The sequence below is a fragment of the Streptomyces sp. NPDC001980 genome (assembly GCF_040296885.1).
In the GTDB taxonomy this organism is placed as follows: Bacteria; Actinomycetota; Actinomycetes; order Streptomycetales; family Streptomycetaceae; genus Streptomyces.
Genome location: NZ_JBEOYD010000006.1, coordinates 179,461 through 192,130 on the forward strand (window position 1 = coordinate 179,461; position 12,670 = coordinate 192,130).

At 70.2% G+C, this 12,670-nt stretch carries 12 protein-coding genes; 4 read left to right on the top strand and 8 right to left on the bottom strand.

The window, feature by feature from the left end:
• Positions 1-324: 324 nt before the first annotated feature.
• From pheA to ABT137_RS11650, 7 genes are all read right to left on the bottom strand, one after another.
• Positions 325-1,260, bottom strand: coding sequence for a prephenate dehydratase (gene pheA / locus ABT137_RS11620; protein ID WP_351706203.1), 936 nt, complete (start codon positions 1,258-1,260; stop codon positions 325-327).
• Between the two features lie 134 nt (positions 1,261-1,394).
• The gene (gene efeB, locus ABT137_RS11625; protein WP_351706206.1) at positions 1,395-2,675 is read right to left on the bottom strand and encodes an iron uptake transporter deferrochelatase/peroxidase subunit; all 1,281 of its coding nucleotides are present in this window, start codon (positions 2,673-2,675) and stop codon (positions 1,395-1,397) included.
• Positions 2,676-2,683: 8 nt separating this feature from the next.
• On the bottom strand, positions 2,684-4,687 hold the full coding sequence (locus tag ABT137_RS11630) for a copper resistance CopC/CopD family protein (protein WP_351706209.1): 2,004 nt from the start codon (positions 4,685-4,687) through the stop codon (positions 2,684-2,686).
• A 13-nt stretch (positions 4,688-4,700) separates the two neighbouring features.
• Positions 4,701-5,189, bottom strand: a complete 489-nt coding sequence (locus tag ABT137_RS11635; RefSeq protein ID WP_351706644.1) for a copper chaperone PCu(A)C — start codon at positions 5,187-5,189, stop codon at positions 4,701-4,703.
• Positions 5,190-5,194: 5 nt separating this feature from the next.
• Positions 5,195-5,851: an SCO family protein gene (locus tag ABT137_RS11640; RefSeq protein ID WP_351706212.1), complete on the bottom strand. Its 657-nt coding sequence runs from the start codon at positions 5,849-5,851 to the stop codon at positions 5,195-5,197.
• A gap of 187 nt (positions 5,852-6,038) precedes the next feature.
• Positions 6,039-6,779, bottom strand: a complete 741-nt coding sequence (locus ABT137_RS11645; protein WP_351706647.1) for a YcnI family copper-binding membrane protein — start codon at positions 6,777-6,779, stop codon at positions 6,039-6,041.
• A 228-nt stretch (positions 6,780-7,007) separates the two neighbouring features.
• Positions 7,008-7,886: a hypothetical protein gene (locus tag ABT137_RS11650; RefSeq protein ID WP_351706215.1), complete on the bottom strand. Its 879-nt coding sequence runs from the start codon at positions 7,884-7,886 to the stop codon at positions 7,008-7,010.
• Between the two features lie 248 nt (positions 7,887-8,134).
• Between ABT137_RS11650 and ABT137_RS11655 the strand changes: the two genes are divergently transcribed.
• The 4 genes from ABT137_RS11655 (at position 8,135) to ABT137_RS11670 (ending at position 11,062) form a co-directional block, all read left to right on the top strand.
• Positions 8,135-8,584: an ATP-binding protein gene (locus ABT137_RS11655; protein ID WP_093500965.1), complete on the top strand. Its 450-nt coding sequence runs from the start codon at positions 8,135-8,137 to the stop codon at positions 8,582-8,584.
• A gap of 38 nt (positions 8,585-8,622) precedes the next feature.
• Positions 8,623-9,198 (top strand): GNAT family N-acetyltransferase, encoded by a 576-nt coding sequence (locus ABT137_RS11660; protein ID WP_351706218.1) that lies wholly within the window; start codon positions 8,623-8,625, stop codon positions 9,196-9,198.
• A 99-nt stretch (positions 9,199-9,297) separates the two neighbouring features.
• Entirely contained in the window at positions 9,298-10,230 is a 933-nt protein-coding gene (locus ABT137_RS11665; protein ID WP_351706221.1) for an intradiol ring-cleavage dioxygenase, read from the top strand.
• Between the two features lie 10 nt (positions 10,231-10,240).
• The gene (locus ABT137_RS11670; protein ID WP_351706224.1) at positions 10,241-11,062 is read left to right on the top strand and encodes a triphosphoribosyl-dephospho-CoA synthase; all 822 of its coding nucleotides are present in this window, start codon (positions 10,241-10,243) and stop codon (positions 11,060-11,062) included.
• Positions 11,063-11,181: 119 nt separating this feature from the next.
• Here ABT137_RS11670 and ABT137_RS11675 read toward each other — a convergent pair whose 3' ends face one another.
• Entirely contained in the window at positions 11,182-12,651 is a 1,470-nt protein-coding gene (locus ABT137_RS11675) for an aminopeptidase P family protein (protein ID WP_351706227.1), read from the bottom strand.
• Positions 12,652-12,670 lie beyond the last annotated feature (19 nt).

A 12,670-nucleotide genomic window follows, 5' to 3' on the forward strand; every position in this document is an offset into this window, starting at 1 on the left:
ATCCACACCCTCCCGAAAGTTATCCACAGGGTGTGTGGATGGAGTGTGGACTTCGGAATCGATCACTCCGCGAGCGGCGCGTGAAGAGAGGAATTCCCGCATCAAACCGGGACAACACCCTCTTTCGAGTGGAAAGGCATCGCTCCAAAAGATGAACCATGGGAAACAGGTGGACGAAGGGTGATGTGAGCGAGCGGGGTCGTGCCGGTGGCTCGTAGGGCGATTTGTCGACAGACTCACGCGTCGCTGTCGACTTGTCCCCAGGTCGAGTTGGGCGCCTGTGGATAACCCCTGTGGATAACGAAGATATGAGAGTACGACCGGTTAGAAGCGGCCGTCCTGGCAGCGCGCCACCCAGTCCGAGGCCGCGACGAACTCCTCGTCCGAGGTCCCCGGCAGCGTGGGCCCCACGGTCTCGCCCGGCCTGACATCCGCCCGCGGGTAGGAGCCCAGGAACCGCACCTGGCGGCAGATCCGCTTCAGCCCCATCAGGGCCTCCGCCACCCGCCGGTCGGAGATGTGGCCCTCGGCGTCGATGCAGAAGCAGTAGTTGCCGATGCCGGCGCCGGTCGGCCGGGACTGCAGCAGCATGAGGTTGATGCCCCGGGTGGCGAACTCGCCGAGCAGGTCGCGCAGCCCGCCGGGGTGGTCGTCGTTCTGCCAGAGCACGACCGAGGTCTTGTCCGCGCCGGTCCGGGCCGCGGGCCGGGCCGGGCGGCCGACCAGGACGAACCGGGTCTGCGCGTTCTCCGCGTCGTGGATCTCGGTCTCCAGGGCCTCCAGGCCGTACCGCTCGGCCGCGAACTCGCCCGCGAAGGCGGCGTCGTAACGGCCCTCCTGGACCAGGCGGGCACCGTCCGCGTTCGAGGCGGCGGACTCCCAGACGGCGTCCGGGAGGTGGGCCCGCAGCCAGTTGCGGACCTGCGGTTGGGCGACCGGGTGGGCGGTCACCGTCTTGATCTCGGAGAGCTTGGTGCCGGGGCGGACCAGCAGCGCGAAGGTGATCGACAGCAGCACCTCGCGGTAGATCATCAGCGGCTTGCCCGCGACCAGCTCGTCGAGGGTCGTGGTGACCCCGCCCTCGACGGAGTTCTCGATCGGCACGAACGCGGCCTCGGCCTCGCCGTTGCGTACGGCGTCCAGCGCGGACTGCACGGAGACGTACGGGATGAGCTCCCGGGTGGCGGCCTCCGGAAGCGTGCGCAGGGCGACTTCGGTGAAGGTGCCTTCGGGACCGAGATACGCATAGCTCGCTGGCATGTCCCTCACCCTAATGGGCGCAGGGAGACGCGGCTCACTTGTCTCATCGGATCCACTCGACCGGGTGGTTTGAAACCCGGAAACGCACCAATAGTGATCAGAAACCACTGCGGTAACGCTGCGGCAAGCGGATATCACCCCTCCAGCAGCCGCTGCCCCACATACTCCCCGGCGGCCGCACCGCCCGGTACCGCGAACAGGCCGCTCGCCTCGTGCCGGATGTACTGCGACAGCGCGTCCCCGCGGTCCAGCTTCCGCTGCAGCGGCACGAAGCCGCGCAGCGGATCCGCCTGCCAGCAGACGAAGAGCAGCCCCGCGTCCGGCGTCCCGTCCGCGTCGATGCCGTCGTGGTACGAGAACGGGCGCCGCACGATCGCCGCGCCCCCGTTCTGGTCGGGCCGGGTGATCCGGGCGTGCGCGTTGATCGGAACGACGTACTCCCCGTCCGCCCTGGCCTTGTCCAGGTCCATCGCCGTCGTCTCGGTGCCCCCGGTCAGCGGCGCCCCGTTCGACTTCTTCCGCCCGATCACGTTCTCCTGGGCCGCGACGGACAGCTTCTCCCAGTCGTCGAGGAGCATGCGGATCCGGCGTACGACGGCGTAGGAGCCGTTCGCCATCCACGCGGGGTCGCTCGAACCGCTCGACGGCACGAAGATCCGCTGGTCGAAGTCCGAGTCCGTCGGCTTCGGGTTGCGGGTGCCGTCCAGCTGGCCCATGAGGTTGCGGGCCGTCATGGGGTGGGCGGTGGCGCCCTGGGCGCGGTTGAAGCCGTTCATCTGCCAGCGGACCTTCGCCGCGCTGCCCGCGTCCTTCTGGATCGCGCGCAGGGCGTGGAAGGCGACCAGGGCGTCGTCGGCGCCGATCTGCACCCACAGGTCGCCGTTGCTGCGCGACCTGTCGAGGTGGTCGGAGGAGAAGTCGGGCAGCGGGTCCAGCGCGGAGGGCCGCTGCTTCTCCAGGCCGGTACGGGCGAAGAAGCTGTTGCCGAAGCCGAAGGTGACCGTCAGCGAGGAGGGACCCGCGTCCCGGGCCACGTCCGTGTCGTCCTGCGTCATCGGCTCGCCCGCCATCAGCCGCTCGGCCGTCGTCGACCAGCGGCGCAGCAGCGCGGCGGCCTCGGTGCGGCCCGCACCTGCCGCCAGGTCGAAGGCGACGAGATGGCCGCGCGCCTGGAGGCCCTCGGTGATGCCCGGCTGATGTTTCCCGTGAAACATCGCCCGGTCGGAGCCCACCGAGCTGAGCGGAGTGGCCTGGGCGGGGGCGGCCGCGTAGCCGACGCCCGCGCCCGCCGCGCCGAGCACGAGCCCGGTGGCCCCGGCGGTGCCGAGCAGCGCGCGCCGGCTGACGCCCCCGGCCGGGGGCGCCTCGGCGGCTGCGGTACGGGCCTCGTGGACGGACTGGGACTGTTCGGGCATGGTGCGGTTCAGCCGATCTGCGCGTTCTTGGAGACGGTCACCTGGTCGATGTCGGAGGTCCGCACGGTGACGGAGACCTTCCAGTCGCCGGCGATGGGGATCTGCACGCCGTTGGCCGCCCAGTGCCCGGTGGTGATGTGGTCGGGGTTCACGGGAAGCGGCCCGAGTTTCTTGGCGTCGAGGGTGAAGGCGACCTTCACCTCGGGGATGTCGAAGGCCCGGCCGTTGGGGCGCTGGACGTAGACGTGCATCTCGTTGCTGCCCACGGTCGCGGGGTCCAGGTCGACGCGGACGACGCCCTTGCCGTCCTTGCCGCCGGTGTCGAAGGACATGTCGAGGGTCAGTGCGCCCGAGGACGAGTTCGACGCCGAGGAGGACGAGGAGGACGAGGCGGCCGCGGTGGCGGCCTTGGCGTCCTGCTCGGTACGGCCCGGCTCGGTCTGCGTCAGCACGGTCGTGACCGCGAGCAGGGCGACGGCGACCCCGGCCTCGGCGAGCACCGAGCGGCGCAGGCCGAACCGGTGCGGGTCGGCGTCCCGGAGACGCTTCTGCCGGGCGGTGTCCATGGCGGACTGCTGCCGGGCGAGCTGGGCGGCCCGCTCGGGGCCGTCGTCGGCGGATCCGGCCTTGCCGGAGACGCCCGTGCTGCCGGAGACGCCGATGCCGGACCTGGCGGTCTCGACGGAGGCCTCCCCCGTGGCGGCGGACGCCTTGACCGTCTCCCTCGTCTCCTCCGCCGCCTCTTCCTCTTCGGCGCCCTCCGTCTCCGTCTCCGTCACCGCCGCGTCCGCGAGCCGCCCCGTCCACCGTCGCGAGATGGACGCGATGCCGACGAGCAGCGCCACGAGCCCGATCTTGACGAGCAGCAGCTCGCCGTACGCCGTGTCGGTGAACGCCGACCAGGAGCCGAGCTGGCGCCAGGACTGGTAGATGCCGGTGGCGACCAGCGCGAGCACCGACCCGAAGGCGACGCGGGAGAAGCGCTGTACGGCGGTGGACTCGACCGGGGTGTCGGCGGGCGCCCGGTAGAGGGCGACCAGCAGGGCGGTGAGGCCGCCCAGCCAGGCGGCCACGGCGAGCAGGTGGATGACGTCGACCGGCATCGCGATGCCCGGCTGGAGCCCGGTGGAGGCGTGCTCGGCCATGGCCCAGCTCGCCGCGAGCCCGGCGGCCACGACGGTCCCGCCGATGGCGAGCCCGAAGGTCAGGTCGCGCTTCTCCTCTTCCTCGCGCTTGTCGTAGGCACCGAAGAGGACGGCGATGAAGAGGGCGGCCGCCGCGAGCAGCAGCAGCCGGGAGACCAGGGCCGCGCCGGTCTTGGTCTGCAGCACCTGGCCGAGGAGGTTCAGGTCGAAGATGTCGCCGACGCTGCCGGAGGTCGTGTAGGAGCCGCGCAGGAGCAGCAGCCAGAGGGTGGCGGCGGTGAGCGTCAGCCAGCCGCCGACGACCAGGCGCTGCATGGCCCGCACGCCGGAGCCGCGCTGCCAGCAGGCGAGGACGAAGGCCGCGCCGCCGACGAGCACGATGTACCCGGCGTACGACATGTAGCGCCCGAAGCCGTAGAGCCAGCCGACGACCCCGCCGCCCGCCTCCTGGTCCCCGACCGAGGCGACGGTACTGGAGGGCGCCCCGACGGAGAAGGTGAAGGCGCCGGCGACGGGGTGGCTGTCCGCCGAGACGACCTGCCAGGCGACGGTGTACGTGCCCTTGCCGAGTCCGCTCTTGAGCTGCACGCCGTACGTCGTGCCGCTCAGGTTGGCCGGCTTGGCCAGGTCGACCCGCTTGCCCTTGGGGTCGAGGACCCGGATCGAGTTGTCGTTCATGGACACGTTCTCGGAGAACGTGAGCGAGACCTGGTCGGGCGCCTTGGTGACCACCACCCCCTGGGAGGGGTCGCTGCCGGTCAGCGCGGCGTGCGCCGAGGCCGGCCCGGCGCCGGCCAGCAGCGCGCCGGTGACGGCCAGGAACAGCAGCACCAGGGTGCGCAGGCGGGGGGTGATGGTCCGCATCAAGGTCGGTCCTCCCTCAGTGTCCGGTCGACGGGTTGTACGTGGCGGACTTCACCGGCATCTCGACGGTGAGCGGACCGGATTCGGCGAACTTGAGTTTCAAGGTGATCGTGTCGCCCTGCTCCGGGCGGCGCTTCAGCTTCTCGAACATCAGATGGTTGCCACCACTTTTGAACACGAGTTGACCGTGTGCGGGCACCTCGAAGGAGGTGACCTCCTCCATCGCACCGCCGTTGGTCTCGTGCATGGTGATCTCACCGGCGGAGTCGCTGGTGACGGAGGTCAACTCGTCCTGCGTGCCGCCCTTGTTGGTGATCGTCAGGAATCCGGCGGCCATGTCGGCGGAGACCGGCTGGGGCATGTAGGAGGCACCGACGGACAACTCGGCCCCTGAGGAGCCCGAGGGGCCCGAGGAGCCGGAGCCGCCGCAGCCCGCGAGGACAAGAGCCCCCGTGATCGCTATCCCGGTCAGCGCGAGGGGTTTCACGGGTTTTATGGGATTCATGGGTTTCACGGGTTCTTCCCCTGGATCAGCTTGGGGAGGTCCTTGGTGTAGTCGTCGACGGTGGCGTCCTCGCCGTAGAGGACGTATCCGCCGTCGGTCTTCGGCGAGAACGCGATGACCTGAGTGCCGTGCACCGAGACGACCTTGCCGGTCTTCTTGTCCTTGTGGGTCGGCTCGATGGAGATGCCGAGGGTACGGGCGCCGGCCTGGATGGTGGCGAAGTCGCCGGTCAGCCCCACGAAGCTCGGGTCGATGCCCTTGAGCCACTTGCCGAGCTCGGACGGGGTGTCGCGGGCCGGGTCGGTGGTGACGAACACGACCCGCAGCTTCGCCTGGTCGGCCTTGGACAGCGCCTTCTTGGCGACCGCGAGGTTGTTCATGGTCAGCGGGCAGACGTCGGGGCAGTGCGTGTAGCCGAAGTAGATCAGCGTCGGCCTGCCCTTGGTCTCCGCGCGCAGGTCGTACTTCTTGCCCTGGGTGTCGGTGAGCACCAGGTCCGGCTTCTCGAAGGGCGTGTCCAGGATGGTCGCGGCCTTGTTCGAGGTGTCTCCGGAGACCACGGTGACGGGTGACTTCGCGTCGTCGTCGCCGCTGCCGCAGGCGGAGAGGGTCAGGGTGGCGGCGGCGAGCAGCGCGGCCGCGGCGAACGTCTTCTTGCGCATACGAAAATGTCCCAGATGTGAGAGATCCGGCGCGCACCGGGGGGCCGTACGACAGCTGTCCGACAGCTGTGACAGCGACGCACCGCGGCTGCCGGACCGCGGTGACGGACCACGGCTGACGGACCACGGCTGTGGCGGTCGTACGACAGCGTCGCACGACCCCCTGTGCGCGTTACGGACGCGGAACTCAGGCCTCGGTGCCGGTGGTGGACCGGCGGCGGCCGGCGAGGACGCCGTAGGCGACCCCGGCCGCGCCGACGACGATGCCGACGACGCCGAGGACGCGGGCGGTGGTGTCAGCGCCGCCGGAGGAGCCGGAGTCGTCGGAGGAGGCCGTGGTCTCGGTCTTGGCCGCGGTGTCCTCGGCGGTCGTCGAGCCGTGGTGATCATCGGTGGCGGCGGACAGCGCGAGGACCGGGGCCGGGTTCTCCGGCTCTTCCTGGCCCTCCTGCTGGACCTCGATCCAGCGGACGACCTCCTTGTTGGAGTACGTCTGGACCGCCTTGAAGACCAGTTCGTCGGTGTTCTCGGGCAGGGCGCCCACGGAGAGCGGGAACTTCTGGAAGTAGCCCGGCTCGATGCCCTTGTCCTCGGCGGTCCAGGTGACCTTGGTGACCGCCTGGTCGATCTTCTCGCCGTGCATCTCCAGCGGCTTGGCCAGCTTGGACTTGGTGACGTCGATCTTCCAGCCGGCCATCGGCTGCGGCATCACGGACGCGATCGGGTGGTCGGCGGGGAAGTTGACCTCGACCTTGGTGGTCGAGGCGTTGTCGCGCTCGTTGGGGACCTTGAAGTCGATGACCGCGTAACCGCCCTTGGCGGCGGTGCCCTCGGGCTGCACGCTGACGTGCGCGAACGCGGGCGAGGCGACGGCCAGTACGGCCGTACCCGTGACGGCGGCGACGGCGGCGATACGAGAGGCCTTCATGGCGGACATGGCGGAAGCCTTCATGGCAGGGAGCACTCCACTCCGAGTGAGTTCTGTCGTTGAGGGGCGCGTGGAAAGCCGAAAGCCCGAAGTCGAAAGCCGACGGTCAAAGCCGACGGTCGACAGTCGAAAGGGGGCCGACGGACAGCGCACGCGCGCGTGCCGCACGACGGCGGCCGGCCCCTCCGGATCCGGGCAGACCCCGGGGAGTGCTCTGGTCGCGTCGTGTCAGGCGGCGAGAACGAGTACGGCGGCGGCCGCGGGCGGCCCCCGCCGGATCACGGAGTGCTGGAGTGCGAGGGTGCGCGGGGCGGGCGGTATGTCCCAGGCGCTACGACGGCCACGCGCGGGTGCCTCGGGTACGGCCACGAGCCCGGCGCAGAGGGCGCGCGCCAGCGCGAGCGCCCCGCGCAGGGAACGGATCAGCGCCCCCTCGGCGACCCCGTGCGCCGAATCGGCCGACAACTGGATCAGCCGCAGCAGCGCCAGGTCGCCCCGGCGCAGCAGCCACCCGGCCACGACGGCCGCGAGAACGTGTCCGAGCAGCATGGGCACGGAGGGCAGCAGCGAGCCGGAGGCCCCGGTGGCGTCCGCCGCATGGGCCGCCCCGCTCGTGCCGGTGGCCGGAGCCGAGGTGCTGAGATGCGCGTCCGTGAGGATCTTGTACGCGTGGGCGGGGCTGATCTGCGCGGCCCCGGCCCCGCACACCAGCCGTGCGGCCCGCTCCACCAGCGAGGCGTCGCTCATGGACAGCGACGACGTGGCCGCCATCGACGGCATGGCGGACATCGAGGACATCGACATCGAGCCGCCGGACATCATGGACCCGCCGTGCTGACCGAGCCCGAACAGCGTGTGGAGGACGGTCTGCATGACCGCGAGCAGCGCCACGATCCCGGGCAGCGAGCGGGCCCGGCCGGTCAGCGGGGCGACGAGCGCCAGGGTGCCCAGGAAGCCCGCGCCGAGCGTCCACAGCGGAACGGTCGCGCAGGAGGCCAGGGTGTGCCCCGCCGCGGCCAGCACGACGCAGAGCGCGGCGAACACCGCGGCCCGCAGGAGCCGCAGTCCGCTTCCGGTGCGCGCCGCGCGCGGGTGGGGGGCAGTCATGGCGCGCTCATCATCGCACTGGACCCGCACTCGCTTTACGTCAGGTCCGGAAGATTCCGTTGCGCCCAGGGGCGGTGTTCGGGAGAAAGAACCGAAAGATCATCCTTGTGGCGAACCACCCGCTCATACACCGAAACCTCCACCCGCGCATCCCCCGGATGGGCGTTCTCACATGAACGGAGTGCTTACACCCGCGCACGGGTGGCAATAGGTATCGGTATGTCGAGCCGCGGCCAGGAGGCTGGAGCATGAGCATCTGGTGGTCACTCCATCTGCGGCGTGAGGCCGCGAGCGTGCCGCTCGCCCGCCGGCTGCTGATCGGCACGATGGAGACGGCGGGCGTCGACCCCGACATCTCCTACGACCTCTCCGTCGCCCTCAGCGAGGCCTGCGCGAACGCCGTCGAGCACGGCGGGGCCGGCCGCACCTCGGAGGCGTACCGGGTCACCGCCTACCTGGACGGCGAGAAGTGCCGTATCGAAGTGGCCGATTCGGGCCCGGGGCTCGCTCCCGGGTTCGCCCGTACCCAGGACATCAGACCCGCCCGTCCCGACGCCGAGAACGGGAGAGGTCTCTGTCTCATCAGAGAACTCGCGGATCACGTCCACATCGGCAACAAGCCGGGCCGCGGCGGCACCGTGGTCAGCTTCGACAAGATCCTCAAGTGGAAGAAAGATCCTTCCCTGCTTTCGGCATGACTCTCGCCCCCGCATAACACCCGCGCTAGGGTGCGCGCATGATTCTCAGAAAGATTAAAGAAAGCCTGCTCATCCCCGGCGTGATATTGCGTCCCATTGCCGTCGGCGACGCGAAATCGCTGTGCGCCGCATACGTCGGCAACCGACGTCATCTCGAACCCTGGGAACCGGTCAGACCCGAGTCCTTCTTCACCGTCGACGGTCAGACCGAGCGCATCGAAGGCCTGCTGGGGCAGGCCGCAGACGGCCTCATGGCCCCCTGGATCATGGAGTCGTCCCAGGACGGCCGGATCGTCGGGGCGATCACCCTTTCCGGAATTTCCCTGGGCCCTTTCTGCAGTTCCTACGTCGGCTATTGGGTGGCCGGTGATCAGCAGGGTCGAGGTCTGGCCACCGCCGCCCTGGAGCGGGTCTGCGAGATCGCCCGGGATGTGGTGGGACTTCACCGGATCGAGGCGTCCACCCTGATCGAGAACACGACGTCCCAACGCGTGCTGAAGAAATGCGGGTTCGAGACGATCGGGGATGCTCCGCAGTATCTGCACATCAATGGAGAATGGCGGGACAGCCGGCTGTTCCAGCGGATCCTGCACGGCCGCGCCCCGGCGCTGTGACCAGTGGCTTCCCGACTGGTTCAGCTTCCTGGGCGTTCACAGGTCGTTGCCAGCCCCTGCCCATGCCTCTGACAAACGGCGTTCCTAGCTTCGTCGGCCATGACGGGAAACCACAAAAACACGTCGATCACCCGCCGCCGTGCCCTCGCGGTCTCCGGCGGCACGGTGGCGGCCGGCGGCCTCGCGGTCGCCGGCTTCCAGTCGGCCTTCGCCGACACGACCGACACCAGCACCGATGCGGATGCCACGGCCTCCGCGAGTTCCACCAGCAGTGAGTGCATGACGCTGATGAGCAGCGTCACGGAAGGGCCGTACTACCTCGATGGTGCCTTGGTGCGCAAGGACATCACCGAGGGCAAGGCCGGCGTTCCGCTGACCCTGCGCCTGACCGTCGTCGACGCCACCGACGGCTGCACCCCGGTCAAGGGCGCCGCGGTCGAGATCTGGCACTGCGACGCCTGGGGCTACTACTCCGGCTACACCACCGCCAACCCCGGCGGCTCCGCCCCCGCGGAGAGCGAGGAGGGCGACTCCGCCAACGACAACACCTACCTGCGCGGCTACCAGATCGCCAACGCCAACGGGGTCGTCAAGTTCGAGACGATCTTCCCGGGCTGGTACACCCCGCGCACCTGCCACATCCACGTGAAGGTGCACACGGGCGGCGAGAAGGAGGACGGCACCTACGAGGGCGGCAAGGTCAACTACACCGGCCAGCTGTTCTTCGCCGACGACATCGCCGAGGAGATCTTCACGCTCGACCCCTACTCGAAGCACACCGGCAGCTACACCACGCTCGCCAACGACATGGTGTACGACGGCGGCGGTGCCTCCAGCGGTCTGCTGACCCTGAAGGCCGTGCACAAGAAGGACCCCTCGAAGGGCTACAAGGGATCCCTGGCCCTGGCCGTCGACCCGGACGCCGAGAACACGGGCGCCGGCAGCGGTGGCGGCGGCACCCCGCCGAGCGACGCGCCGACCGGCACCCCGCCGAGCGACAGCGCCTCCCCTTCGGCCTCCGCCTCCTCATAAGGTAAGGGACATGACAAGCCGCGAGGACGACGCGCTGGCGCAGGCCGCCGTGGCCGCGCTCACCGGTCAGCTGGCACTGGCTCCCAAGCCGGGCCTGCCCGACCCGCGTGACCTGGACGCCCGCAGTACGCGCCGGGAGCACGACAGTCTGCGCTGGTCGGCCAAGGCGCTGGCGCCCGGCCTCGCGGCGATGGCCGCCTCCGCCCGCCGTACCGGCGAAGCCACGCCGGTGCTGCGGGCGGAACTGGGCGCGATCGGCCGGTGCACCGAGCACTCGGTCGGCCTGGCCGGCGGCGGCCACAAGGGCGCCCTGTGGGCCCTCGGCTTCCTGGTCGCCGCGGTCGCCCTGGACCCCCGCGCCAAGGCCCGCGAGATCGCCGCGAACGCCCGGAAGATCGCCGCGTTCAACGACAAGGGCGCCCCCAAGCGCCCCTCCCGGGGTTCGTCGATCTCCGTCAAGTACGGCGCGGCCGGCGCCCGGGGCGAGGCAAGGGCCGGATTCCCGCACGTACGCAGGGCGTTGGACGCCCTGGCCACGGCCCGCACGGCGGGCGCCACCGAGAACCAGGCCCGCCTGGACGCCTTACTGACCGTGATGTGCACCCTCCAGGACACCGAACTCCTCTACGAGGCGGGCCCGTTGGGGCTGCGCCAGGTGCAGGCTGGGGCGCGGGAAATACTGGAGGCGGGCGGCACGGCGACTGAGGCAGGCGCGGAGGCGCTCCGCACCTTTGACGCGGACCTGCACGAAAAGGGCTGGAGCCCGCGCGGCAGCGCGGGCCTGCTGGCCGGCGCCCTGTTCTTGGATGCGCTGCCTGCAGCGCCCCGATAGGGGCGCTGGCGGTACCCCCGGCCGAAGGCTGGGGGAGGAACTGCGCGACCAGCCACCGATCACCTGCAGAACGCAACGATGGCCGGGCACCCACTTGGTACCCGGCCATTTCACATCGGTCAGCCCTTGAGCGAAGCCATCCAGCTCTCGACCTCGTCCGACCGCCGAGGCAGCCCTGCGCTGAGGTTCCGGTTCCCGTCGGCCGTCACCAGGATGTCGTCCTCGATCCGGACACCGATCCCCCGGTACTCCTCGGGCACGGTCAGGTCGTCGGCCTGGAAGTACAGTCCCGGCTCGACGGTCAGCACCACCCCCGCCTCCAGGACGCCCTCCACATACGTCTCGGTCCGCGCGGCAGCACAGTCGTGGACGTCGAGCCCGAGCATGTGCCCGGTGCCGTGCAGCGTCCAGCGGCGCTGCAGACCCAGTTCGAGCACCCGCTCCACCGGCCCCTCCACGAGCCCCCACTCGACGAGCCGCTCGGCCAGCACCCGCTGCGCGGCATCGTGGAAGTCGCGGTACTTGGCGCCCGGCTGCACCGCCGCGATGCCGGCCTCCTGGGCGTCGTACACGGCGTCGTAGATCTTCTTCTGGATCTCGCTGTACGTGCCGTTGACCGGCAGCGTCCGCGTGACGTCGGCGGTGTAGAGGCTGTGCGTCTCGACACCGGCGTCCAGGAGCAGCAGGTCGCCCGAGCGCACCGGGCCGTCGTTGCGGACCCAGTGCAGCGTGCAGGCGTGCGGACCGGCCGCGCAGATGGAGCCGTAGCCGATGTCGTTGCCCTCCACACGCGCGCGGAGGAAGAACGTGCCCTCGATGTAGCGCTCGCTCGTGGCCTCGGCCTTGTCGAGGACCTTCACGACGTCCTCGAAGCCGCGGACCGTGGAGTCGACGGCCTTCTGCAGCTCGCCGACCTCCCATTCGTCCTTGACCAGTCGCGCCTCGGAGAGGAAGACCCGCAGCTCCTCGTCGCGCTCGGCGGTGACCTTGTCGGTCAGCGCGGCCTGGATGCCGGCGTCGTACCCGCGGACGACCCGCACCGGGCCGGTGGCCTCGCGCAGCTTGTCGGCGAGTTCGCGGACGTCGGCGGCGGGGATGCCGTAGAGCGCCTCGGACTCGGTGAGGGAGTGGCGGCGGCCGACCCACAGCTCGCCCTGGCCGGAGAGCCAGAACTCGCCGTTCTCGCGGTCGGAGCGGGGGAGCAGGTAGACGGTGGCCACATGGCCGTCGTCCTTCGGCTCCAGGACGAGTACGCCGTCCTCGGTCTGGTTCCCGGTGAGGTAGACGTACTCGACGGACGCCCGGAACGGGTAGTCCGTATCGTTCGAGCGGGTCTTCAGGTTCCCGGCCGGGATCACCAGGCGCTCGCCCGGGAAGCGGGCGGACAGCTCGGCGCGGCGGCGGGCGGTGTGCCCGGCCTGCTCGATGGGCTTGAGATCGCGCAGCTCCGTGTCGGCCCAGCCGGACTTCATGCTCTCGGCGAGCTCGTCGGACACGCCCGGGTACAGGCCGTTCTTGCGCTGCTTGATCGGCTCTTCCGACTCGGTCTCCGGGGTCTCCGGATTTTCCGGGTTGAGCTCGTCGGACACGGTCATCCTCCTCGACACT